We start from the raw sequence: 22,051 nt of genomic DNA, 5'->3' as shown, positions 1-22,051 counted from the left end.
GCAAGACACCGGCGTCCGGCCTGCCGCTGCATATTGCACGGGATCGCTCCGCCAGGGTCTCGCAGCCATGCCGGAGCCCGCGCTGATGAGTCCAGCCTTACTTGAGACTACCGGACAGGAATTGCCGCAGCCGCTCGCTATTGGGCGTGCTCAGGACGTCAGCCGGCGCGCCCTCTTCTTCGGTGCGGCCCTGATGCAGAAACATCACATGATTCGATACATTGCGCGCAAAGCCCATCTCGTGCGTCACGACGATCATCGTGCGGCCTTCTTCGGCCAGCTTCTGCATCACTTTCAGCACTTCTCCCACCAGCTCGGGATCGAGCGCGGAGGTGGGTTCATCGAAGAGCATCACGTCGGGATGCATGGCAAGCGCCCGGGCAATGGCGACCCGCTGCTGCTGCCCGCCGGACAGATGTGACGGATATTGCTTCTCCACCTTCGGCGCCAGCCCGACCTTCTCCAGGCATTCGCGGGCGCGTTCGCTCGCCTCCTTCTTCGACAACCCCAGCACGTGCATGGGCGCTTCCATGACGTTTTCAATCGACGTCATGTGCGCCCACAAATTGAAGTGCTGGAACACCATCGCGAGCTTCGTGCGCACGCGCTGCAACTGCTTGTGGTCCGCGACTTCGAGATTGCCCATGCGATCGGTTTTCGTGCGCACCGGCTCGCCGTCGACGATGATCTCGCCGGCGTTCGGCCGTTCCAGGAAGTTGATGCAGCGCAGGAAAGTACTTTTGCCCGAGCCGCTTGACCCGATGATGCTGATCACATCGCCGGCGTTGGCTGCTAGCGAGACGCCCTTGAGCACCTCGTTCTCGCCGAAGCGCTTGTGGATATCGCGTGCGACGAGTTTGACCGCGGCGTTCTGCGCGGCGGCCGATGCAGCATTTTGTGCGGATGAGTCCAACGCGTTCTCCCCGGAAAGTGGGTCTGGCCGGTCTGAAACCCGGCCCTCTGTCGATCATGGCTGCGGATTCTACCGAAAGCTGCCGGCGGGCAGGCATAGGGACAAACGCCCTCGCCCGGCCGCCGAACCAATGGTCAATGCTCAGTCCTTTGCGGCGGGCACGGGCGTGGGCATCACGGCCCGCACTTGCTGCGCCACGCCGCCATTGGCTATCGCAACCTCGGGACTGGTTTGCAGCATCGGCAGGAATTGGGCGTCGAAAGCGGCGTTGCGGCCCTTCGCACCGAACATGGCCGTGACCGCGTGCGCCATGTCTACACGGGCGTCGGGCGTGGCGTCTTTGTCGTCGATGGAGTCGAGTACGTCGTCGAGCGCCGCGATCAGCGTGGACAGCGGGCCAAGCCATTTATAAGCGCTGCCGTTGATCACGATCTGCAGGAACTCTCCGGGCGACACCGCGCCGAATTCGGCTTCGTGACGGGTGCGCAATTCGTCGAGAATGCTACGGTGCAGCGCCAGCAGCGGATGGCGCACGTCCTTGAGAAACGCGGTCGCGACCGGGTCGGTCATCCTGGTGGTCATGGTCATTGCCCTGAGGTGGAAAATGAGCCAAGCCTACACCGTCGCGAGACCACGCCCTACATAGCGAATAAAATCCGGCGCTGTCAGTGGCGCGGAAAAGAGCCAGCCTTGCCCGAATTGGGCGCCGCGCGTGCGCAGGTAACACGCCTGTTCCTCCCGCTCGATCCCTTCGGCCACCACCTGGACTTGCAGCGTCAACGCCATGTCGATAATGTGTGACGCCACGCTGCTGGACGCCGCGTCCTGGCCAACGGTATCGACGAAAGACTTGTCGATCTTCAACGCGTCCACGTGGAAATTCTGCAGGTGCGAAAGGCTCGAATAACCCGTCCCGAAGTCGTCGATATACACCGGATGGCCCGCGTCGCGGAACGCCTGGATCACTTCCTTGGCGGCGTCGGCGTCGAGAAAACAGCGCTCGGTCGCCTCGATCCGGATCTGCTGCGGCGCAATGTTCGCGGCCGCAAGCGCCGGCGTCAGCCGCTCCAGGAACCGCCGCGAAGTCAGGTCCGGCGCGCTCAGGTTGATCGACACGTAGAGCTCGCTGTACTGCTGCAGGAACTCGCCGAGTTCGAGCAGGATAGTGTCGAATACCTGGTCCGTGATGGCCTGGATCAGGCCGCGATGCTCCGCGAGCGGAATGAAGTGATCGGGGCGCACGATCCGGTTCTGGTGCTTCCAGCGGACAAGCGCTTCAGCGCCAATACAGCGGCGCGTGGCAAGGTCGACAATCGGCTGATACGCGACGATGAACTGATGCCTGCGCACGGCGTCGCTAAGCTGGCCGACCGGCGAGAGACGGCGCACCATCAACAGGCCCAGCCACGCGGAGAGCGCCAGGCCGCCCGCCACGCCCGCCAGCAGCCAGGTCCAGGGCAACGCGCGCAGGCGTTCGCCGAAGGTCGCGTCCGACGTGTTCACGACGTTTGCCGCGCTTGCCGCCTTCGCTGATTCGTAGCCGCGACGGGCCGTGTTGGGGTTCGGGAGCATCGCCATGGCGGCGAATCCGGGTACCGGAAACTGGACAAACAGCCTGGACGTTGCGGGCACCGACGTGTTGCCGATCAAGCGGATTGCACCGGTGTCGACCATGTGCACGACATAGCTCTCGAGCGCGGCGGCTTCCCGGGCTGTGGCGACACGTTCGTCCACGCCCGGCGCAAACAGCACGCACAATACCCCCGGCAGCAAAGCGGCGATCAGCACGATGCCCGCCAGGAACGCTACGCGCCCGCTGTGTCTGAACGTGATCATCGTGGGCATTTCATTTCGCGACGCCTTTGCGCCGGATACGCGCTGCATAATAGTTTTGAATGAGGCACCTGATGACATCTGCTGCGTCGTGCGCGGTTTCGTCAAGGCTGGGTTGCTCGCGCCGTTAGTTCGTGGTCCGGTTGTTCGTGCCGTCAATCGTGTCCACATGGCTGACAACCGTATCCCTGTTTTACATCTTGCCTTGCCTGGGTCCGGGGTTAGTTCCGGATCGATGTGGCGTCGCCCCGGCAAACGACTCAGTTTAGCGGCGGGGTGCACCGGGCTTCAATGCTTCGCGGCCCGGGAATTGCCTGCTTTGGTGGGCTGGCGCACGCCGGCTCGATGCTTTTCCCGCGCGAATGCGCAGACGTCTGGCAAATGGCGGATGAGTCCGATACTCGTGAGAAAATCGAACCTGCGGATGATGACCTTTCTCATCATCCGCTCATCGTCCGATCGTCGTCCGATCAACGCCAAAACCATGGAGGCACTCAATGGCATTGAACGAAGCCAGCGCTCTCACAATCCGCGACGCGAAAGCCGCCGATTTCGATACGATCACCCGCATTTACGCCCACTACGTGCAGCATGCGCTGGCGACCTTCGAGGAAATGCCACCGGACGCCGACGAAATGCGTCGCCGGCACGCTTCAATCACCGGTGCAGGCCTGCCTTACCTCGTGGCTGAAATGGATGGCGTGGTGGTGGGTTACACGTATGCGACCGCGTATCGGCCGAGGTCGGCGTATCGGCACACGATCGAGGATTCGGTGTACATAGCCGATGGCTTCGGCGGCCGCGGTCTCGGTCTCGCACTGCTGACGGCGCTGATCGAACGTTGCGATGCGGGACCGTGGCGCGAACTCGTGGCGGTGATTGGCAACAGCGGCAATGCCGGGTCGATCGCGCTGCATGCACGCCTTGGATTCGAGCATGTCGGCGTGCTGCGCAAGGTGGGCTACAAACACGGCCAATGGGTGGACACGGTGCTCATGCAACGGTCGCTCGGCGAAGACAAGGCGTTGATTCCGCAGAAATGAGGCACGCTATCAGGCGCTCGCGGATCATCTCGGGATAGTTCGCGGCCGCAGCGTCCTTTGGCCATACCATTGCATCACGACCTTCCGGTCGCCTCTCTTACAGTCTGAGCTTTAGTTGCCCACTTACACCCTCGCTGCCGCCGTCAGTGCCGAAATCGACATTCGCAAAAGCCGTTTTATCGCACTGGCAATACCCGTCGCCGATCGCGCCGCTGCAATGCTCGAACTCGATACGCTGCGCGCCCTGCACCCCGGTGCCACGCATGTCTGCTGGGCGCTGCTGGCGGGCGGCGAATCCGGCATGTCGGACGATGGCGAGCCTTCCGGCACCGCCGGCCGGCCGATCCTGGAGGTGCTGCGCCACCATGAAGTGGACGGCGTGCTGGCTGCCGTCGTGCGCTACTACGGCGGTATCAAACTCGGCGCGGGCGGTCTGGTGCGCGCTTACACCGACGCCATTGCAACCGCGATGCAACTGGCCGAACGCATCGAACGCGTGCCGCTCGGCCTGCTGGAAGTGGAAGTGGATTACGCCGACGAAGCGCGGGTGCGGCGCTGGGTTGAACAGGAAGGCCATGCACTCGATGAACCCGGCTACGGCATGACCGTCCGCCTGTCAATCCGGATGCCGCTTGCCGTGCGCGATCAGGCGGCTGACATTATCCGTGACCTGACCCACGGCCGTGCGGCCATTGCCAAAACGCCCTGAGTGAGCATCATGAGCACCGCCGACCATCCACCGTCTTTCACGATCACGCTGCTGCCGTCGGGGCGCAGCTTCGCGTCGACCGGGCAGACCACGATCCTCGAAGCCGCCGCGCTTGACCGGCTGCGCTTGTCGAGTTCGTGCCGCAACGGCACGTGCCGCGCGTGCCTGTGCCGCCTGGTCGATGGCACGGTGCAGTATCGGATCGACTGGCCGGGTCTGAGTGCGGACGAAAAAGCCGACGGCTGGATTCTTCCGTGCGTGGCACTTCCCACGTCCGACCTGATTGTCGATCAAGTGGATTTCCTCGAAATTCCAAATTCCACCGACACAAAACCGGGTCGCGGCCGGGGCTTTTGACGTTTCGAATTGGGCTCGGTGCACCTTTGCGCAAACAGCCGATAACCGTAAGCCGCCACCCGGGTAATCCGGGATTGTTGTCTTTTATCAAAGACATACGATGGCATTCCCGAGCGGCGAAGTGCGTCCCATTGTTCACCAGCCTGTAATTAAGGCTCCAAAAAGTGTACAATTGTGTTTTGCCCAATTTTCTGGCAGGGCCAGACCAACTGAGATATCAATGACTAAAGTATTGTTGAAAGAGAACGAGCCTTTCGACGTCGCCATGCGCCGTTTCCGTCGCACCGTCGAACGTACCGGCCTGATTCAGGAACTGAAGTCGCGTATGGCTTATGAAAAGCCGACCACCGAGCGCAAGCGCAAGAAAGCTGCTGCTGTTGCTCGCCTGCGCAAGCAGATCCGTCGCGCGCAGTTGCCCAAGAAATTCTATTGATGGTGTTGTACGTCTGAACGGCGGCTTGCAGGTCGACCCGGTTCGATCGAAGCGCCGAATAAGCCGGGGGCGTGTTGGAACCGTCCCGGATACAGGCCGGACTCTCAGTACCAGCCCTTGCGCCCCAGCCCGGCGGTTGATTTGCGGCTCGATTAGCCGATCAATTCAAGGTGCAGCGAACTGAATCGACTGCGCCCACACATCCAGAATTCGAAAGCCTGCATGATTCATATCGTGCGGGCTTTTTGCGCTTGCCTTGCTTGAATTCAACTCGATGAATTCAACTGAGTAAATTCAGCCGCACAATGAATTCAGCCGCATAAATTCAACCACATAAATTCAACCACATAAATTCATACGTCCGCTCGACGCATGCATGATGCTTCCATGCGCGCTGCACGACTGCTTATCAAAGCGTCTTCGCGCCATTCGCAGCCGTAAACGCATAAAGCCCGGATAGACCGGGCTTTATGCGTTGAATCTCTGGTTGCGGGGGTAGGATTTGAACCTACGACCTTCGGGTTATGAGCCCGACGAGCTGCCAGACTGCTCCACCCCGCGAAAAAGATTATAGCGCTAAGGGTATGTCAGGTCAAACCGAATCGAAGAATATTGATGATGAGTGTGAGTGCGTTGACGTCATTGCAGCGATGCCGGCTTCGCCGGAGCGAACGGATCAGTGCCAGACCGTACCGCGTCCACACAACGCCTATGTTCTCGTGACAGGCGATTCAACAACGGCAGCAGGATGATTGCCACTGCTGCCCCGCCTGCCGCAAGCCAGCCGAGCCCAAAAAAGAGCTTGGTATAAAGCGGCAGGGATTGCAGCGAATCGAGATCGTTCGACGGCATGCGCGCGAAGTTGGCGACCACACTGCCCAGGTATTGCGACACCCCCGTCGCGACGTAATACGCTCCCATCATGAAACCGCTCATGCGTGCGGGCACGTAGTGGGCGATCACCGCGAGGCCGAGTCCGGACACCAGCAGTTCGCCGAGCGAATATAGCCCGTAGCCTCCGACCATGAACCACGAAGACACGCGGCCATCAACCGCATAACGGCCGCTGAAAGCGAACACAAAAAAGCCCAGCGCGACCACCATGAAACCCAGTGCGTACTTCACCGCAATGGGAATGTCGTGGCCGCTATTCGCGAGCCTCGCATACGCGATCGCGAGAAAGGGACTCAGCAGCATGATCCAGAGCGGATTCAACGCCTGGAATTGCGCCGCGCTCCATGAGAACAGGGTCACGTTGAAGAACGTGAATGACGCATTCACGTTGCGCAGCGCGAACAAGGTCAGTGACGTGGACATCTGCTGATAAAAGATGAAGAACAAGATGACCTGCAACGTAAGGATTAACGCGGCAAGCAGGCCGGCGCGTTCGCTTCGATCACTTTTCAGCAGCATCCAGCCGAAGATGGCAAGTACGACGAGACCCGCTCCGTACACGCAGATTGCCGCCACGCGCTCGTTCTGCAGCACGAATACCGTCGCAAGGCCCAGGGCCACCGCCCCCGCCACGACCGCACCAAAGTACCCCCAGTTCATGGGTTCATCGTCAGGGGCCGAACCAATGCGCCCGACCGTCCTGCGCATCAGCATGAAATTGACCAGCCCGAGCACCATTCCGGCGAAACATACGGCAAAGGCTGTGTGCCAGCCCCAGTGATCCTTGATCCACGGCGTTGCGAGCATTGAAATGGTCGAGCCGATATTGACCGACATGTAGTAGATGGTGAACGCGCTGTCGAGGCGTGCGTCGTCGCCCTCGTAAATGCGCCGCACGAGATTCGCCGCGTTCGCCTTGAAGAGGCCGTTGCCGACCACGATCACCCCAAGCGCCGCATACAGGTAGCCCAATGAATCGAACGGAATGGAGAGCATCAGATAACCCGATGCCAGAACACACGCGCCGAAGATCATCGTGCGGCGCGCACCCAGCACCTTGTCGCCGATCCATCCGCCGATTGCCGGCGCGGAGAACACGAGCGCGGTGAACGCGCCCCATGTTAGGTTCGCGTGGGAATCGGCGAAACCGAGCTTGTCGATCATGAACAGAACGAGCAACGCGGCCATGCCGTAATAGCCGAAACGCTCCCACATCTCGATCAGGAAAACGGTCGTGAACGAGCGCGTCTGAGACGTGCCGGACGGATGTGGTGTCATGGGTATGTCCGATAAGGTGAAACGCTCGCTGCATCAAAGCCCGACAGCTGACAAGGGGAAAAACAATGCGGGAGATTCATTAATACAGGAGTCCGATACATGTAGAGTCGCGATTATCACAGCACCGCCTGAAAATGTGTGACAAAGGCTTGCACATACAGCGTTCAGTTTTTTGACACTAAAGCGGGAACTGGAAATTGAACGATGCGCCGGAGCGCTTTTACGACGCTATTGTTTGATTCGCGTCAACTCTCATTCTGATTGGATCGATTTTTGTTTTATGCATTCTTTATATTATTTCGCATAACGATCTATTTGTTGAAATCGTCCTCGTCGTCAGCCTTTCTGAAACTCGTGGTAACTTTATGTCCTCAATTAACCTTCAGGTTGCATGGACATGAACACGATCAAGGCGATTCTCACCGGTCATACACGCGGCCTCGGTGCGGCGCTCGCCCACCTCATGCAGTCACGCGGCATTGCGGTGCTCGGGGTGTCGCGTACCGGCAGCAACACACCCGCCTCGCCCCTGCTGCAGGAAGTCGAACTCGATCTCGCAAATCCCGCTGCGCTCGGCGGATGGCTCGAAACTGAAACGCTCGCCCGGTTTATCGATGGTGCGCATACCGTGCTGCTGATCAACAACGCCGGCATGCTGCAGCCGGTGGGCGGAATTGAAGGGCAGAATGTGAGCGCGATCGGGCGCGCGGTGAGCCTGAACGTGGCAGCGCCGTTGATGTTGGCAGCGGCAGTGGCAGCCGCAAGCCCGACGGCTTCCGACCGACGGATCGTACATATCTCGAGCGGCGCGGCGCGTAACCCGTACCCTGGCTGGAGCATCTATTGCGCGACCAAGGCGGCGCTCGATCATCATGCCCGCGCAGTCGCGCTGGATAACAACCGGGCGTTGCGAGTGTCCAGCGTCGCGCCAGGTGTTGTCGATACGGACATGCAAGCCGAGATTCGCGGCACGGGTCTCGAGCATTTCCCGTTGCGGGAAAAATTCGATGACCTCAAACGCAACGGCCAGCTTTCTACACCGGCCGACGCTGCACGAAAAGTACTCGACTACGCGTTGGGCGATACGTTCGGCGACTCGCCCGTGGTAGACGTACGCGACCTGTCCTGAGGATCTGCATGGGCGCCGCCGCGAATGGCGTGCTGCGACAGCGCGTCGGCGGCTGCGTTGCGGGCGCGCGGAATCCACTGCAGGCGAACATCGGCGAGTTGCGCGATCAGACTGCGTGCCTGCGTGGCGTATGAACTTAGCGCGGGCGCGCTGCTGGCTTCGTCCCGAAGCACGTCTTCAATCACGACCTGACTGTCGCCGTGGATCACCAGTCTGGCCGGCGCCGGCCTGCGGGACACGGCCGCTTCGAGCACCGCGATCAGCGCAAGATATTCCGCCTCGCAGCTGTCGCCATGGCCGGCCAGCGTACTGATCTTCACAACGTCGCCGTCCGGGCTCTCCAGCACACCGCCAATGCCAATCTTGCCGGGATTCGGATGCGCCGAACCGTCGAACCACGCGTGCCATGCCGCGGCATCGCGAATGGCGGGTCGCACCTTTCCGGCCTCGCGCGCGGCCGCCCGCGCTTGCTCACGGTGGCCTCGCGCGTGTTCTGTTGCGGCCCTTTCCCGATGTCGCGCGCTCACAAGCTCCGCGAGCGTCTGCGCGCCGGCGGCTTTTTCCAGTGTCCGGGTCAAAGCGGCGTGGGCAGAGAGCGAGGTGAGCTTCGACAACCGCCGGCTCATCGTGCGCTCCTTCTTGTAGGCAATCAGCAATAGCTCTTCGAACTCGAACATGCCGGGCGTTAAAGTGATCGAATGCGGAGCTTAACAAGTTTTTTGCAGCGCGCCCGAAATTGGCGGCGCTGAGGCGCCGGGCCATGTCACGAGATCACGCGCCTATGGCGATGACGCCGCGATCACCACGCTGGCGCGCCGATTCTCCAATCCCCGGGCGTCGCTTCGTCCGCTCAGATCGGGCCCTCCGGCTGTCGAAGCGATTCGTGCCTCCACCTCAACCTGCTGATGCGCCGACAGCGTGTCGCTTGCATTGATCGCAAGCGAATCATCGAGAACAATTGTCGTGGGAAGTGCGCCCGCAGCCAACCGGCGTTCGGCGAGCAACGTGTTCGTTGAGTTCGTCGTAGCCGGGACGTCCTCTGTACGAGCCTCCACAATCACTGCCGCGTCGGAGGCGACGTGCGCGTCATCGGCCATTCGAATGTCCACGGTGACCGCACTCAAGCTCACCGCCTCGTCGATATTCTTGCGCACCTGGACGGCCATCGGCGAATCGGTCTTGAGCGTCGCGAGCAGCCGGTGCCAATAGCCGATCGCGCCGGAGTAGCTCCGCGCCTGGAACGCCGCCGATGCCGCCAACGCAAGCGCTTTAGGATCAGCGGGATCGATGGCGAGTGCCGCGGCGATTTCCTCCTCCGCACGTCCCTCGAGACGGCCGTCGTTCGCGCTGCCGATAGCATCGGCAAAATCGGCCCGCAGCGGCGCATCACGCGGCTCGAGCGCGACCGCCTTCGCGTAGGCCGCGACCGCGTCCGCCGGCCGCTCGAGCACCGAATAGGAGCGCGCGAGCGTGGCCCAGCCGGCGGCATCGCGGGAATCTGGCGCATGATCACGCAAACGAAACGCAAGCCGCGACACCATCATCTCCACCGAGAACGACGACATGTCGTGCGAGACGCCTATCGAGTCGTCCAGCTTGAGCGCAGCCGGTTGCCCCAGCTTCAGATACAGCAGACACGCAACGCTCGGGAAAAATGCGATCAGCAACGCACAGGTTACAGCGCGTGCAACTGCGCTCGGCGTGGACCGGCGAGCGCGCGACGGCGTAGCGGAGGTGTCGCCAAGCACGCGCTGTTCGATATCGCCACGCAGGCTTGCATACTGATCCTGCGACAACGCGCCGGTACGCAGATCGGCAGCGGCCTCCGCCAATTCCCGCCGATACAGCGACACGGTCAACGCCCGGGCCTTAGGCGCACCGGTTGCACTTTCCTCCTGCATTAACGGCACGATCGCGCACAAGATAGCCGCGATCAACATCACGGCGGCAATGATCCAGAAGGTGATCATGACCGGGTTCCAAGCAGACGTCGGGCGCGTTGCCGCTGGAGGTCGGTGAGCGGTGGCGCTGTGAGATTCCTACGGTGGATAACAATGCCGATGAGCACGCCGAAGGCAAGCGCAAGGAGCACAAATGGACCGAGCCACAGCACCCAGGTCAGCGTCTTGAACGGCGGATCGTAAAGAACGAAATCTCCATAACGCGTGACCATGTACTCGCGAATCTGCGCATCGGTTGCGCCCTGCTGCACTTGCTCGTGAATGTTCATACGCAGATCGGCGGCGAGATCGGCGGTGGAATCCGCGATGGTTTCGTTCTGGCACACGAGGCAACGAAAGCTCGACTCGAGCCGGCGGATGCGCGCAGCGACTTCAGGGTTGCCGCTGGCAGTCTCGATGATTCCCGCACTCGTACTGGCGCTGCCCTCGCCCTTTACCGACACGCACCACAGCACGACCAGCAACCCGACCACGATCCTATTCATCGCTACCCTCGCCCTGAAGCGTGCGTACCAGCGGGAGTATCTGGGTATCGAGCGCGGCTTGCGTCAGCGGTCCCGAACGTTTGAAGCGGATCACGCCACGCCGGTCGACAATAAACGTTTCCGGCACGCCATACACGCCATAGTCGATACCTGTCTGCCCCGAGTGATCCACCATCGTGGCGATATACGGATCGCCCGCCTGCTTGAGCCATTGCTGCGCCGCGTCGGGATTGTCCTTGTAGTCGAGTCCGTAGATCGGCACGATATTCCTGCGCGCGAGCGCCACGAGCGCCGCATGTTCATCACGGCACGACTCGCACCACGACGCCCACACGTTCATCACCCACACCTGGCCGCGCAACGCTTCCGGCGACAACCGCCGGTCGGCGGCATCGAGACGTGGCAGGTCGAACGCGGGTGCCTGCTTGCCGATGAACGTCGACGGCAGGCGTCTTGGATCGTTGGATAGCGACGCCGCCAACACCACGCTCAAGCCGGCGAAGAAAATCAGCGGGAGCAGGAAGCGTTTCATGATCCCGTCTCCTTTACGTTCGCCGCCGCAATCGCCGCTTGAGTCCGAACCCTTGCGCGAACCGCGCTCGACGCAAGCTCTCGCTTCTCCCGCTTCTCCCGCTTCTCTCGCACGGCTAGCCGATACCGACGGTCGCTCGCCGCCAACACGCCGCCAAACGCCATCAACAGGCAACCGGCCCAGATCCAGTCGACGAACGGCTTGATCTGCACGCGCACCGTCCATGCGGTGTTGCTGTTTTCAGCTGCGTCGCCGAGTGCGACGTAGAGATCGCGGAACAGACCCCGGTTGACGGCAGCTTCGGTCATTGTCGTTTTCTGCACAGGGAAGAAACGTTTCTCCGGGTGCATCAACGCAACCACGCGTCCTTCGCGGCTCACGATCACGTTCGCTCGCAACGCGCGATAGTTCGGACCGGCGATCTCCTTCGTGCCGTCGAAGCGGAAGCTGTAGCCGCCCGCTTCAATCGATTGCCCGGTATCGAGCCTGGCGTCGCCAGCGGTTTCATAACCTTTGACCAGCGTCACCCCGGCGATAAAAATCCCGATGCCGAAGTGCGCAACCAGCATGCCGTAGAAGCCGCGCGGCACATGGAAGAATCGCATGATCCAAGGTCCATGCTGCTCTCCTATACGTCCGGCCACCGCAGTGAGCATGCTCGCCGCGCACCACACAGCCAGCAGCATGCCCAACGCGACCAGTGGCTTCCACTCGCCCGTGAGCCACGGCAACACGGCCGCCGAGGCCACACTGACCAGCGCCGCCCAGCACAAACGCACGGCGATGTCAGGCAAGCGCGCGGACTTCCATCGAGCGATCGGTCCAATGCCCATCAGGAACACGGCGGGCGTCATCAACGGCACGAAGACCGTGTCGAAATACGGCGCACCCACGGAAATTTTCCCGAGCCCGAGCACGTCGAGCAGGAGCGGATACAGCGTACCGAGCAGCACGGAAGCGGCTGCGACCATCAACAACACGTTATTCGATAACAGCAGCGACTCACGCGATACCAGCGCGAACCCCGGACCCAGTCCGATCTTCGGTGCGCGCCATGCGAACAGCGTCAATGCGCCACCGGTCACTATCGACAGGAACACGAGGATGAAAATGCCGCGCGTGGGATCGCTGGCGAATGCATGCACCGACGTAACGACTCCCGAGCGTACGAGGAACGTGCCAAGCAGGCTCAACGAAAACGCGCAGATCGCAAGCAGCACGGTCCATGCGCGAAAACTGCCGCGTTTGTCCGTGACGGCGAGCGAGTGCATCAGCGCGGTGCCGACAAGCCACGGCATGAACGACGCGTTCTCCACCGGGTCCCAGAACCACCATCCGCCCCAACCCAGTTCGTAATATGCCCAGCCGCTGCCGAGCATGATGCCAAGCGTAAGGAAGGTCCACGCGGCCGTGGTCCAGGGGCGTGACCAACGCGCCCAGGCGGCGTCGAGCTCACCTGACAACAACGCCGAGACGGCAAACGAAAACGCTACGGCGAAGCCGACATACCCCATGTAAAGAATGGGTGGATGCGACACCATGCCCGGGTCTTGCAACAACGGGTTGAGATCGCGGCCGTCCATGGCAGGCGGCAAGAGGCGCGTGAACGGATTGGAAGTCCAGAGCAGGAACAGCAGGAAACCCACGTTGATCCAGCTCATCACGCCGAGCACGCGCGCGACCATTGGCATGGGAAGCTGTTTGCTGAATACGGATACCGCCATCATCCACCACGTCAGCAGCACGATCCAGAGCAGCAGTGAACCTTCATGACCACCCCAGACGGCCGCCAAGCGGTAGATGAGCGGCAGCATCGAATTGGAGTTCGAGGCGACATACACCACCGAGAAATCGTTGCCCATGAACGAAACCGCCAGACAGGCGAATGCCATCGTGACGAACCCGCATTGGGCTCTTGCAAGCGGCCAGGCGCTTCGCATCCAGCCGGTAATCCCTCGAGCAGCACCGACAAGCGGCAACACGCCGGTCGTGACCGCGAGCAGCAGCGCGACGATCAACGCGAACTGGCCGAGTTCGGGGATCATCGGGCGACTCCCGCAGGAGTGCGTACGCTGTCGGACACCCGCAGCGTGGAACGCGTGCGTTTGATGGCTTCGGCGGCATCCGGCGGCATGTAGTTCTCGTCGTGTTTGGCGAGCACCTGATCCGCCAGGAACACACCGTCCGGCAACAACCTGCCCTGCGCCACCACCCCCTTGCCTTCGCGAAACAGGTCAGGCAGCACGCCGCGATACAGCACCGGGATCTCGCGTGCCGTATCGGTGATCATGAAACGCACGGTCAGCCCGCCGGCATCGCGTTCTACCGAACCGCGCGCAACCAGACCGCCTACGCGCAGTCGTGCTGCGTGTTTCATGTTCCCCGAGACGAGCTGCGTAGGCGTGACGAAAAACATCACGTTAGCGTTGAACGCGTTCAACACGAGCGCCGCTGCGCCGCCGAGCGCCACAAGCCCGGCGGCGACGCCGCACGCGCGCCGCGTGCGCCCCTTCACGGTTTCTCCGTCAATGTGCTGCCGCGCGGGCGCGACTGGCCCTCATGCCCGCGCCTGCGCTGCCGTCTGTTCGAACCAACGGTGATCGCAATCTCGATGGCAAGCACGAGGAAAGTGATATCAAACGCAACCCACAGGTACCAGAGATCGCCGTCACCACCGGTCAAGCTGTTCATGATGTTCATCACGCTGCCCCTCGTTCATCGATAATCCGCCGCACCCGCACAAGCGCCATCGCAATCGCGTAACACCAGAACGCCAGCGTCATCACGACGAGGCCGGCGAGCATCGTGCTGTCCATTGATACCCCGCTGCCGAACGAAAGCGATGCACCCTGATGCAGCGTGTACCACCACTGCACCGAGAAATAGATCACGGGCACGTTGACTACGCCAACGATCGCCAGCACGGCGCATGCGCGATCGGCACGGCGGATGTCGTCGATGGCGCCATGCAGCGAAATAAAGCCCAGGTACAGGAACAGAAGGATCAGTTCAGACGTGAGCCGGGCGTCCCAGACCCACCATGCGCCCCATGTCGGGCGGCCCCACAACGCGCCCGTTGCCAGCGCGAGGACCGTGAAGAGCGCGCCGGTCGGAGCGATCGCCCGAGCCATCATTGCGGAGAGACGTGCGTTGAGGATCAGGCCTAGTGCCGCATAGACCGCCATCACGACGTACAGCAGCATCGACATCCAGGCCGCCGGCACATGCAAGAACATGATGCGATATACGTCACCCTGCACAGCGTCAGTGGGTGCGACGAACAGCGCAATCTGGATGCCCGGCATCACGAGTAACAACGCGGCAATCGCGAAGCCGGGAATCATTTTCCCAGCCAGGCGATAAAACGGTCTCGGCGATGCATAGCGCAACCAGCCGGTCAGCGCGATAGATGAGCCCATGATCGATGTGTCCTCATTGCGCCGATTCATTCGGTGGAGATACGTAACGCCGCGGCCGTCGCGAGCGGACACAGTGTGAGCGCCGCCAGCAAGCTCGCACCAAGCAATGAAAAATTGGCCTCTGACCAGACGCCCGCACGTGATGGATCAGCGGCGTTGGCGCCGAAAATCAGCACCGGCGTTTCGAGCGGAAGCACCAATACCGCGAGCAGCATGCCGCCGCCTCGTACACCGAGCGTCAGCGCTGCGCCCATTGAGCCGATGAGACTAAGAACAGGTGTCCCCAGCAATAATGCGGCCGTCAGGCGGCAGACGGCATCGAAGGAAACGCCGTATTGAAGCGCCAGGACAGGTGCAAGCAGCACCAGTGCGAAACCGCTCGTGAGCCAGTGAGCACCGATCTTCGCCATGACGATGGTTAGCAGCGAGCGCGGCGAAAGCAGCATCTGGTCCAGCGCGCCATCGGCGAAATCAGGGCCGAATAAACGCCCGAGCGAAAGCATCGCTGCGAACAGCGCGGTCACCCACAACACGCCCGGCGCGATTGCCCGTAGCAGCGCCGGGTCCGCCCCGACCGCAAGCGGAAACAGGCTCGCTGCGATCACGAAAAACAGCAGGCAGACGAGCGCGGCGGTGCGTCGCCGCCACGTCAGGGCCAGTTCGCGCTGGAAGATGCCGGCCGTCAGTCGGAACATCGGCCGCTCGGTTCGAAGTAAAGATTGCGTGTGGCGGAAGGCGCGGTGGCAATGAGCTTGTGCGTAGTCATCAAGACGATTCCGCCGCGTTCGATATGTCCCGCGATACAGCGCTCGAGCACGCCGGAGGACTCCGCGTCGAGTGCGGCGGCGGGTTCGTCAAGCAACCACAGCGGCTTGTGTTCCAGCAGCAGCCGCGAGATGGCGAGCCGGCGCTTTTGCCCCTGCGACAGGCCACGCACGATCGCATGCCGGTAGCGATCGAGCCCCACGCTCTTGAGCGCTTCCTCCTCGACCTCCACACGCTCTTCGGCAACCTCGCCGAGCACCGAACTGAAACTGAGGTTCTCTGCGGCGGTCAGGTCGTCGCTAATACCGTTCAGATGCCCGAGATACGCAAGCGATTGCCGCCACACGTCGGGACGGGCGTGGGCGTCCTTGCCACGCCATCGCACCGTGCCCGCGCTTGGTTGCAACAGCCCTGCGAGCACGCGCAGCAGCGTGGTCTTGCCGCTGCCGTTAGGGCCATGGATCTGCAGCACCTGACCGGCCCCGACGTCGAACGCGATGTCTTTGAAGAGCATCTGTCCGGCGCGGTCGAAGGCCAGCTTGTCAACGGATAGAAGTGCGTCGCCAGAGCTTGCCGGCGAGCGTTCCGACGGAACAAACGAGTTCTGATTCATCGATAGACCTCTCAATTTGAACGCGCTTCGCGCAACTGTTGATCCCGCATTGCCTGAGTCATGTTTGGCAATTCGTGTGCAATATCCTTGTGGCAATCAATACACGTCTTCTCGCCCGTAGCTAGAAAGCGCTGGTGCGCGTTCTGCGCACGCGGGCTCTGGCGCGTGAAGTCCATGGACTCGAAAGAGTGGCAATTGCGGCACTCGAGCGAATTGTTCGCTTTCAGGCGGCGCCACTCGTGTTCGGCGAGTTCGAGCCGTTTGTCGTGGAACTTCTCGCGCGTGTCGACCGAGCCGAACACCTTCGCCCACACTTCCTTCGACGCCTGCATCTTTCTCGCAATCTTGTCCGTCCAGTTGTGCGGCACATGGCAATCCGAGCAAATGGCACGCACGCCGCTACGGTTGCTGTAGTGGATCGTGCTCTTCAGTTCGGCGAAGGTGTTGTCGTGCATCTCATGGCAACTGGTGCAAAACGCTTCCGTGCTGGTCACTTCCAGCGCCGTGTTGAACGCTCCCCAGAACACCACGCCCGCGATAAAACCGCCGAGCGTCAGGAAGCCCAGGCTGTAGTAGGTGCTCGGGCGGTTGATCGTCTGCCAGTAGCGCTTTATCAGGCCGAACATCGCACGCTCCTATTTCTTCCCGGCCGCGTTCGGCCCAGCAGGCCCGGGCGCAACGCGCACATCTTCCGCATCCTTGAACGTGTTGCCGACAAGCGGCTTCGCATCGGCTTGCGGGACATGACACTGCGTGCAGAAATAGCGCCGTGGCGAGAGGCTTCCGAGCGTGGCGTTGTCTCGCGTGAGGTAGTGCGACACGCCGATGGGCACGGCTCCACTCTCGGCCGCGCGGCTCCTCGCATGGCACGCAAGGCAGCGGTTGGCGTTCTTGTCGAGTTGATAGCCGTCGATCTTGTGCGGGATCGTCGGCGGCTGCTGTGCATAAGCGCGGCCACGGATGACATCCTTGTTTTCGATAGGTGCAATCAGCGGCGGTTTCGCCTCTTCATCGATCGGCGTGGTGCCGCGCATGGCGTCGTGAAACGGCTCGGCGGGAATCACCGGTTGCGTCGACGCCGCATGGGAAAAAACACAAAGACTTGCTGCAACCACCACGGTCCACGCTCGCATGGCCGCCTCCTCAGACTCTGACAATCTTGACGGCACACTTCTTGTAGTCGGTCTGCAGCGAGATCGGGTCGGTGGCGTCGAGCGTCACCTTGTTGATCAACTGACTTGCGTCGAACCACGGGACGAACACGAGGCCGCGCGGCGGTTTGTCACGACCGCGTGTTTCGACCCGCGTGCGGATAAAACTGCGCCGCGACATCACCTTGATTTCATCGCCACGGCGCAGGCCGAGCGTTTTTGCGTCATCCGGATGCATGAAACAGACGGCGTTCGGGAACGCCCGATACAACTCCGGCACACGCCGGGTCATTGACCCGGAATGCCAGTGCTCAAGCACACGTCCTGTTGCGAGCCAGAACGGAAAATCCTTGTCCGGTGCTTCGGCCGGCGGTTCGTACGGCAGCGCGAAAATCACCGCTCGGCCGTCCTTGTTGCCGTAGAACTGATAACCGGTACCCGCCTTTACGTAGGGATCCGATCCCTCCTTGTAGCGCCAGCGTGTCTCCTTGCCGTCGACTACCGGCCAACGCAAACCGCGCGCTTCGTGATAAGCGTCGAACGGGGCAAGATCGTGACCATGACCACGGCCGAAGGTCGCGTATTCCTCGAAAAGCCCCTTCTGCACATAAAAACCAAAGGCCTTAGACTCATCATTCTGGTAATTCGGATTGCTATCTTTATTTGGAAATTTGTCGACTTGTCCGTTGCGATAGAGCACATCGAATAGCGTCTTGCCCTTCAACCCCGGGCTTTTCGCAATCAACTCGGGCGGCCAGACTTCCTCGACCTTGAAGTGCTTCGAGAACTCCATCAATTGCCATAGGTCGGAGCGCGCGCCGGTGGGCGCTTCCACCAGCTGGTGCCAGAACTGCGTCCGGCGCTCGGCGTTGCCGTACGCACCTTCCTTCTCGACCCACATCGCCGCGGGCAGGATCAGGTCGGCGGATACCGCCGTGGCGGTCGGATACACATCCGACACCACAATGAAGTTCTCAGGGTTCCGATATCCCGGCAGCGTTTCTTCATTCAGGTTCGCGCCTGCCTGGACGTTGTTGTTGCACATCACCCAATACGCGTTCAGCTTGCCATCCTTCAGCATGCGGTTCTGCATCACCGCGTGATAGCCGGGCTTCTCGGGAATCGTGCCCGCCGGCAGCCGCCAGATCTGTTCTGCGTGCGCCCTGTGCTCGGGGTTCGTGACCACCATGTCCGCCGGCAGCCGATGCGAAAATGTCCCCACTTCCCGCGCCGTGCCGCACGCCGACGGTTGCCCGGTCAGCGAGAACGGACTGTTGCCCGGCGTGGCGATCTTGCCGGTCAGCAGATGCAGGTTATAGATCATGTTGTTCGCCCACGTGCCGCGCGTGTGCTGGTTGAAACCCATGGTCCAGAACGACATCACCTTGATGTCCGGATTGGCATAAAGCTCCGCAAGCTGGTCGAGCTTTGCCTTCGGCACGCCCGAAAGCTTCGTCACATAATCCGCGTCGTACTTCGAGACGAAATGCGCGAACGCGTCGAAATCCATCGGCTTCGAACCATTCGGATCGCCCGCGTTCTTGGCGGCTTTCTGCAACGGATGATCAGGGCGGAGCCCGTAACCAATATCCGCGTTGCCTTCGTTGAACGTCACGTGCTTCGCAACAAAGTCCTTGTTCACGCGATTCGTCTTGATGATCACGTTCGCGATGTAGTTCATGATCGCGAGGTCGGACTGCGGCGTGAAGATCACCCGATAGTCGGCGAGATCAAAGCTGCGATGCTCGAACGTGGACAGCACCGCCACCGTCGTCTTCGGGACGCTCAGCTTGCGGTCCGTCACGCGGGTCCACAGGATCGGATGCATCTCCGACATGTTCGATCCCCAGAGCACGAAGGCGTCGGCTTGCTCGATGTCGTCGTAGCAGCCCATGGGTTCGTCCATGCCGAAGGTGCGCATGAAACCCGTCACCGCCGACGCCATGCAATGCCGCGCGTTCGGATCGAGATTGTTGGTGCGAAACCCTGCCCTTCATGAGCTTCACGGCCGCGTAGCCTTCGAACACTGTCCACTGGCCCGAGCCGAACATGCCGACCGCGGTCGGCCCCTTCTCTTTCAGCACTCGCTTGAATTGTTCGGCCATCGTGCTGAAGGCCTGGTCCCACGAAACCGGGGTGAACTCACCGTCCTTCGCGTACTTGCCGTCCTTCATGCGCAGCAGCGGCGTGGTGAGACGGTCCTCGCCGTACATGATCTTCGAGAGGAAATAACCCTTCACGCAATTCAGGCCGCGGTTCACTTCGGCCAGCGGGTCGCCCTGCGTCGCCACGACCCTGCCCGCTTTCACGCCCACGGTTGCGCCGCATCCTGTCCCGCAGAAGCGGCATGGCGCTTTCGACCAGGTGACGTCAGCTTCCGCTATCGCGACAGCGGCCTTGTTCGCGCCAGCGGCGATAACGGGCAAAACGACACCGGCCGCCGACGCAGCGGTAGCCGCTGCCGTCTGTTTAATAAAGCTTCGACGCGTCAGGCTCATCGCGAATCTCCTGGTCGAGCGCTTCGATATCCTCGTGATGCTGATAAACGAGTGATGCTGAATAAACGCCTGGAAGCGCGTGAATGGCATTCAGTTGATGGACAATGTCAACTGAGCGGCGCGCCTCCAGCGTCACGATTATTTTTCCCTCGGGACTTGTCATGTGAATCTCTGAACCCGGCAGAAGTGAAATTGCCTGCTTGATATTTTCAAGATTCGATTGACTCGCATGCACGACGATTCCCGCGATATGTGCTTCGGGAATTGAAACGAATTCAACGAATGCATTTTTCAGACGTGCAGACATGAGTCGGCTCCTGCCGCTTTCAATTACATGAAACGAATTAATCCGCGCGTTAGTGTTAGTCAGTGAGGCGGACCGCCGATCAGCATTTGATAGAACCACACGCTGAAGCCATAAATGGCAACGAACATGATGGTTAATACAGGAACCATGATAATGGTCCGGAAGAGGAAGCTCCGGAGCTCTTCCGTCTTTCGAAGGCGAGTTTCAGTTTCCGTCACGATTATGAAATACGAGAGGCGTTCCGATTAAGAACCGGTTTTTTGAGATGCTCTGGGAGTGATTGTTGGCGCACGCAGGGAAAGCGTCAAGGGATTTATTATTTTGTGGACACACAGGAAACGAGCGATTGTTGCAGTTAAAACGGACTAATAAAAGTAAGCATCTTTATATCTATATTTATAGAAACTCAACCGAAATACCCTGCAATCCAGAACCTCGATCCTTGAAAATCAAGTGACGAGCGCGCCGCGAAATGTTATTAACCAATGCTTGAATAAACAAAGGCAGCGCGCGGCTGCCTTTGTCGCAAAAACACCTACCTCACCCTCATCCCCGCTTCGGAATATCCAGCCCTCTCACCACCGCCGGCCTGGCGACGAACGCATCGAGTGCACGCCTGACATTCGGGAAATTCTCGATGCCCACCAGCCCGCCCGCGTCATAGAACCCGATCAGGTTGCGGATCCACGGAAAACTCACTATGTCGGCGATCGTGTAGTCGTTGCCCATGATCCACTTGCGCTCGGCCAGCCGCTGCTCGACCACGCCCAACAGACGCTTCGACTCGGCGACATAGCGGTCGCGAGGGCGCTTGTCTTCGTACTCCTTGCCGGCGAATCGGTGAAAGAAACCAACCTGGCCGAACATCGGGCCAATACCGCCCATCTGGAACATCACCCACTGGATGGTCTCGTAGCGGCCCGCTGCATCTTGCGGGATGAACTGGCCGGTTTTGTCGGCGAGATAGATCAGGATGGCGCCCGATTCGAAGAGCGCGAGCGGCTTGCCGCCCGGGCCATTGGGATCGATGATCGCCGGAATCTTGTTGTTCGGGTTCAGCGATAAAAACGCCGGCGACATCTGGTCGTTGGTCTCGAAGCTCACCAGATGCGGCTCGTACGGCAGCCCGGTCTCCTCCAGCATGATCGAGACCTTCACGCCGTTGGGCGTCGGCAGCGAATAGAGCTGAATCCGGTCGGGATGCTGCGCAGGCCATTTTGCCGTGATGGGGAAAGCGGACAAGTCGGTCATGGATATCCTTTTGAACGTTCAGACTTTAAGACTCTGGAAGAGCGTGCTCGGCGATACAAGGCGACGGCTCGCCTGATCGGGCGTTGGGTTGTCCGGGTGTACAGGACGACAAATATAGACATTCCGGGGGCGTTTGTCTTTTCACGCGGCACCGCGACGCGGCCAGATCGGATCGGATCGATAAAGAAGCGTTAACATGGTGGTTATATCGAATGTCGAATACACCGCATGCGGCTACGCGCAATTGCACCGAATACAAACAGAGCTGGAGTTACCCATGAGTCAGATGATCAAGCGAAACGGATTACAGGTTGCAGCCGAGCTCAGCCAGTACGTCGATGATGAAGCGCTGTCGGGCATCGGCATTGAGAGCGAAGCGTTCTGGAAAGGTTTCGACGCCCTTGTCCACGACCTCGCGCCGAAGAACCGCGCGCTGCTCGCCGAACGCGACCGGCTGCAAACGGAGCTGGACCAGTGGCA

Annotated in this window: 25 protein-coding genes, 1 tRNA gene and 1 pseudogene; 6 read left to right on the top strand and 21 right to left on the bottom strand. The window is 60.8% G+C overall.

Annotated elements, in window-relative coordinates:
* Nucleotides 1–97: 97 nt before the first annotated feature.
* The 3 genes from AWB69_RS36510 to AWB69_RS47290 form a co-directional block, all read right to left on the bottom strand.
* Complete coding sequence (locus AWB69_RS36510; RefSeq protein ID WP_062091653.1) at nucleotides 98–913, bottom strand: ABC transporter ATP-binding protein; 816 nt, start codon at nucleotides 911–913, stop codon at nucleotides 98–100.
* A gap of 141 nt (nucleotides 914–1,054) precedes the next feature.
* Nucleotides 1,055–1,495 (bottom strand): hypothetical protein, encoded by a 441-nt coding sequence (locus tag AWB69_RS36505; RefSeq protein ID WP_062091652.1) that lies wholly within the window; start codon nucleotides 1,493–1,495, stop codon nucleotides 1,055–1,057.
* 33 nt (nucleotides 1,496–1,528) lie between these two features.
* Nucleotides 1,529–2,758 (bottom strand): EAL domain-containing protein, encoded by a 1,230-nt coding sequence (locus AWB69_RS47290; RefSeq protein ID WP_231937351.1) that lies wholly within the window; start codon nucleotides 2,756–2,758, stop codon nucleotides 1,529–1,531.
* A 485-nt stretch (nucleotides 2,759–3,243) separates the two neighbouring features.
* Between AWB69_RS47290 and AWB69_RS36490 the strand changes: the two genes are divergently transcribed.
* The 4 genes from AWB69_RS36490 (at nucleotide 3,244) to rpsU (ending at nucleotide 5,288) form a co-directional block, all read left to right on the top strand.
* Nucleotides 3,244–3,789: a GNAT family N-acetyltransferase gene (locus tag AWB69_RS36490; RefSeq protein ID WP_062091650.1), complete on the top strand. Its 546-nt coding sequence runs from the start codon at nucleotides 3,244–3,246 to the stop codon at nucleotides 3,787–3,789.
* A 115-nt stretch (nucleotides 3,790–3,904) separates the two neighbouring features.
* Nucleotides 3,905–4,498, top strand: a complete 594-nt coding sequence (locus tag AWB69_RS36485; RefSeq protein ID WP_062091649.1) for an IMPACT family protein — start codon at nucleotides 3,905–3,907, stop codon at nucleotides 4,496–4,498.
* 9 nt (nucleotides 4,499–4,507) lie between these two features.
* Nucleotides 4,508–4,855, top strand: a complete 348-nt coding sequence (locus tag AWB69_RS36480) for a 2Fe-2S iron-sulfur cluster-binding protein (protein ID WP_062091648.1) — start codon at nucleotides 4,508–4,510, stop codon at nucleotides 4,853–4,855.
* Between the two features lie 220 nt (nucleotides 4,856–5,075).
* Entirely contained in the window at nucleotides 5,076–5,288 is a 213-nt protein-coding gene (rpsU, locus tag AWB69_RS36475; RefSeq protein WP_006999077.1) for a 30S ribosomal protein S21, read from the top strand.
* 484 nt (nucleotides 5,289–5,772) lie between these two features.
* Here the strand turns inward: rpsU and AWB69_RS36470 are convergent.
* Together AWB69_RS36470 and AWB69_RS36465 are read right to left on the bottom strand one after the other, a co-directional pair.
* Nucleotides 5,773–5,849: transfer RNA gene (locus tag AWB69_RS36470), tRNA-Met, on the bottom strand.
* A 78-nt stretch (nucleotides 5,850–5,927) separates the two neighbouring features.
* Nucleotides 5,928–7,460, bottom strand: coding sequence for a peptide MFS transporter (locus tag AWB69_RS36465; protein ID WP_062091647.1), 1,533 nt, complete (start codon nucleotides 7,458–7,460; stop codon nucleotides 5,928–5,930).
* A gap of 397 nt (nucleotides 7,461–7,857) precedes the next feature.
* On the opposite strand from AWB69_RS36465, the gene AWB69_RS36460 reads away from it, so the two are divergent.
* Entirely contained in the window at nucleotides 7,858–8,589 is a 732-nt protein-coding gene (locus tag AWB69_RS36460; RefSeq protein ID WP_062091646.1) for an SDR family oxidoreductase, read from the top strand.
* On the opposite strand, the gene AWB69_RS36455 is transcribed toward AWB69_RS36460, so the two are convergent.
* The 16 genes and pseudogenes from AWB69_RS36455 to AWB69_RS36380 all read right to left on the bottom strand — a co-directional run bounded on the left by AWB69_RS36455 (nucleotide 8,529) and on the right by AWB69_RS36380 (nucleotide 21,571).
* Entirely contained in the window at nucleotides 8,529–9,266 is a 738-nt protein-coding gene (locus AWB69_RS36455; protein WP_063977981.1) for a ribonuclease HI family protein, read from the bottom strand. The two genes, AWB69_RS36460 and AWB69_RS36455, sit on opposite strands and share 61 nt — an antisense overlap.
* A 102-nt stretch (nucleotides 9,267–9,368) precedes the next feature.
* Nucleotides 9,369–10,559, bottom strand: coding sequence for a c-type cytochrome biogenesis protein CcmI (gene ccmI, locus AWB69_RS36450; RefSeq protein ID WP_062091645.1), 1,191 nt, complete (start codon nucleotides 10,557–10,559; stop codon nucleotides 9,369–9,371).
* Nucleotides 10,556–11,035 carry a cytochrome c-type biogenesis protein gene (locus AWB69_RS36445; RefSeq protein WP_062890668.1) on the bottom strand — a complete coding sequence of 160 codons (480 nt, stop codon included), beginning with the start codon at nucleotides 11,033–11,035 and terminating at the stop codon, nucleotides 10,556–10,558. The genes ccmI and AWB69_RS36445 overlap by 4 nt, the downstream gene beginning before the upstream one ends.
* A complete protein-coding gene (locus AWB69_RS36440; protein WP_062091644.1) occupies nucleotides 11,028–11,567 on the bottom strand; it encodes a DsbE family thiol:disulfide interchange protein in 540 nt (179 codons plus the stop codon). The genes AWB69_RS36445 and AWB69_RS36440 overlap by 8 nt, the downstream gene beginning before the upstream one ends.
* Nucleotides 11,564–13,612 carry a heme lyase CcmF/NrfE family subunit gene (locus tag AWB69_RS36435; protein WP_082913749.1) on the bottom strand — a complete coding sequence of 683 codons (2,049 nt, stop codon included), beginning with the start codon at nucleotides 13,610–13,612 and terminating at the stop codon, nucleotides 11,564–11,566. The genes AWB69_RS36440 and AWB69_RS36435 overlap by 4 nt, the downstream gene beginning before the upstream one ends.
* On the bottom strand, nucleotides 13,609–14,082 hold the full coding sequence (gene ccmE, locus AWB69_RS36430) for a cytochrome c maturation protein CcmE (protein WP_062091643.1): 474 nt from the start codon (nucleotides 14,080–14,082) through the stop codon (nucleotides 13,609–13,611). Before ccmE ends, AWB69_RS36435 begins: the two co-directional genes overlap by 4 nt.
* On the bottom strand, nucleotides 14,079–14,267 hold the full coding sequence (gene ccmD, locus AWB69_RS36425; protein WP_062091642.1) for a heme exporter protein CcmD: 189 nt from the start codon (nucleotides 14,265–14,267) through the stop codon (nucleotides 14,079–14,081). Before ccmD ends, ccmE begins: the two co-directional genes overlap by 4 nt.
* Nucleotides 14,267–14,986, bottom strand: coding sequence for a heme ABC transporter permease CcmC (gene ccmC, locus AWB69_RS36420; RefSeq protein WP_156529087.1), 720 nt, complete (start codon nucleotides 14,984–14,986; stop codon nucleotides 14,267–14,269). The genes ccmD and ccmC overlap by 1 nt, the downstream gene beginning before the upstream one ends.
* Before the next feature lie 26 nt (nucleotides 14,987–15,012).
* On the bottom strand, nucleotides 15,013–15,681 hold the full coding sequence (gene ccmB / locus AWB69_RS36415) for a heme exporter protein CcmB (RefSeq protein ID WP_062091640.1): 669 nt from the start codon (nucleotides 15,679–15,681) through the stop codon (nucleotides 15,013–15,015).
* Entirely contained in the window at nucleotides 15,669–16,364 is a 696-nt protein-coding gene (ccmA, locus tag AWB69_RS36410) for a cytochrome c biogenesis heme-transporting ATPase CcmA (RefSeq protein ID WP_062091639.1), read from the bottom strand. Before ccmA ends, ccmB begins: the two co-directional genes overlap by 13 nt.
* An 11-nt stretch (nucleotides 16,365–16,375) precedes the next feature.
* Complete coding sequence (locus AWB69_RS36405) at nucleotides 16,376–16,990, bottom strand: NapC/NirT family cytochrome c (RefSeq protein WP_062091638.1); 615 nt, start codon at nucleotides 16,988–16,990, stop codon at nucleotides 16,376–16,378.
* 9 nt (nucleotides 16,991–16,999) lie between these two features.
* Nucleotides 17,000–17,497: a nitrate reductase cytochrome c-type subunit gene (locus tag AWB69_RS36400; RefSeq protein ID WP_062091637.1), complete on the bottom strand. Its 498-nt coding sequence runs from the start codon at nucleotides 17,495–17,497 to the stop codon at nucleotides 17,000–17,002.
* Between the two features lie 10 nt (nucleotides 17,498–17,507).
* Nucleotides 17,508–20,013 (bottom strand): annotated as a pseudogene (gene napA / locus AWB69_RS36395) (periplasmic nitrate reductase subunit alpha).
* A complete protein-coding gene (locus AWB69_RS36390) occupies nucleotides 19,985–20,320 on the bottom strand; it encodes a chaperone NapD (RefSeq protein WP_062091636.1) in 336 nt (111 codons plus the stop codon). Before AWB69_RS36390 ends, napA begins: the two are co-directional and overlap by 29 nt.
* A gap of 59 nt (nucleotides 20,321–20,379) precedes the next feature.
* Entirely contained in the window at nucleotides 20,380–20,538 is a 159-nt protein-coding gene (locus AWB69_RS36385; protein WP_062091635.1) for a periplasmic nitrate reductase, NapE protein, read from the bottom strand.
* Between the two features lie 328 nt (nucleotides 20,539–20,866).
* Complete coding sequence (locus tag AWB69_RS36380; protein ID WP_062091634.1) at nucleotides 20,867–21,571, bottom strand: glutathione S-transferase N-terminal domain-containing protein; 705 nt, start codon at nucleotides 21,569–21,571, stop codon at nucleotides 20,867–20,869.
* A gap of 277 nt (nucleotides 21,572–21,848) precedes the next feature.
* Between AWB69_RS36380 and AWB69_RS36375 the strand changes: the two genes are divergently transcribed.
* Nucleotides 21,849–22,051, top strand: a 203-nt coding sequence (locus AWB69_RS36375) for a hypothetical protein (protein WP_156529086.1), incomplete at its 3' end; no start/stop codon positions are given.

Source organism: Caballeronia udeis (genome assembly GCF_001544555.2).
In the GTDB taxonomy this organism is placed as follows: Bacteria; Pseudomonadota; Gammaproteobacteria; order Burkholderiales; family Burkholderiaceae; genus Caballeronia; species Caballeronia udeis.
Note: the sequence above shows the minus strand (reverse complement) of the source record. Positions and strands in the feature narration are given on the sequence as shown.

Bases quoted from the DNA above. Each gene is read 5' to 3' on its own strand.
- AWB69_RS36505 (WP_062091652.1), bottom strand. From the start codon at position 1,495: ATGACCACCAGGATGACCGACCCGGTCGCGACCGCGTTTCTCAAGGAC.
- AWB69_RS47290 (WP_231937351.1), bottom strand. From the start codon at position 2,758: ATGCCCACGATGATCACGTTCAGACACAGCGGGCGCGTAGCGTTCCTG.
- AWB69_RS36490 (WP_062091650.1), top strand. From the start codon at position 3,244: ATGGCATTGAACGAAGCCAGCGCTCTCACAATCCGCGACGCGAAAGCC.
- AWB69_RS36480 (WP_062091648.1), top strand. From the start codon at position 4,508: ATGAGCACCGCCGACCATCCACCGTCTTTCACGATCACGCTGCTGCCG.
- rpsU (WP_006999077.1), top strand. From the start codon at position 5,076: ATGACTAAAGTATTGTTGAAAGAGAACGAGCCTTTCGACGTCGCCATG.
- AWB69_RS36465 (WP_062091647.1), bottom strand. From the start codon at position 7,460: ATGACACCACATCCGTCCGGCACGTCTCAGACGCGCTCGTTCACGACC.
- AWB69_RS36460 (WP_062091646.1), top strand. From the start codon at position 7,858: ATGAACACGATCAAGGCGATTCTCACCGGTCATACACGCGGCCTCGGT.
- AWB69_RS36455 (WP_063977981.1), bottom strand. From the start codon at position 9,266: ATGTTCGAGTTCGAAGAGCTATTGCTGATTGCCTACAAGAAGGAGCGC.
- ccmI (WP_062091645.1), bottom strand. From the start codon at position 10,559: ATGATCACCTTCTGGATCATTGCCGCCGTGATGTTGATCGCGGCTATC.
- AWB69_RS36445 (WP_062890668.1), bottom strand. From the start codon at position 11,035: ATGAATAGGATCGTGGTCGGGTTGCTGGTCGTGCTGTGGTGCGTGTCG.
- AWB69_RS36440 (WP_062091644.1), bottom strand. From the start codon at position 11,567: ATGAAACGCTTCCTGCTCCCGCTGATTTTCTTCGCCGGCTTGAGCGTG.
- AWB69_RS36435 (WP_082913749.1), bottom strand. From the start codon at position 13,612: ATGATCCCCGAACTCGGCCAGTTCGCGTTGATCGTCGCGCTGCTGCTC.
- ccmD (WP_062091642.1), bottom strand. From the start codon at position 14,267: ATGAACATCATGAACAGCTTGACCGGTGGTGACGGCGATCTCTGGTAC.
- ccmC (WP_156529087.1), bottom strand. From the start codon at position 14,986: ATGGGCTCATCTATCGCGCTGACCGGCTGGTTGCGCTATGCATCGCCG.
- ccmB (WP_062091640.1), bottom strand. From the start codon at position 15,681: ATGTTCCGACTGACGGCCGGCATCTTCCAGCGCGAACTGGCCCTGACG.
- ccmA (WP_062091639.1), bottom strand. From the start codon at position 16,364: ATGAATCAGAACTCGTTTGTTCCGTCGGAACGCTCGCCGGCAAGCTCT.
- AWB69_RS36405 (WP_062091638.1), bottom strand. From the start codon at position 16,990: ATGTTCGGCCTGATAAAGCGCTACTGGCAGACGATCAACCGCCCGAGC.
- AWB69_RS36400 (WP_062091637.1), bottom strand. From the start codon at position 17,497: ATGCGAGCGTGGACCGTGGTGGTTGCAGCAAGTCTTTGTGTTTTTTCC.
- AWB69_RS36390 (WP_062091636.1), bottom strand. From the start codon at position 20,320: ATGTCTGCACGTCTGAAAAATGCATTCGTTGAATTCGTTTCAATTCCC.
- AWB69_RS36380 (WP_062091634.1), bottom strand. From the start codon at position 21,571: ATGACCGACTTGTCCGCTTTCCCCATCACGGCAAAATGGCCTGCGCAG.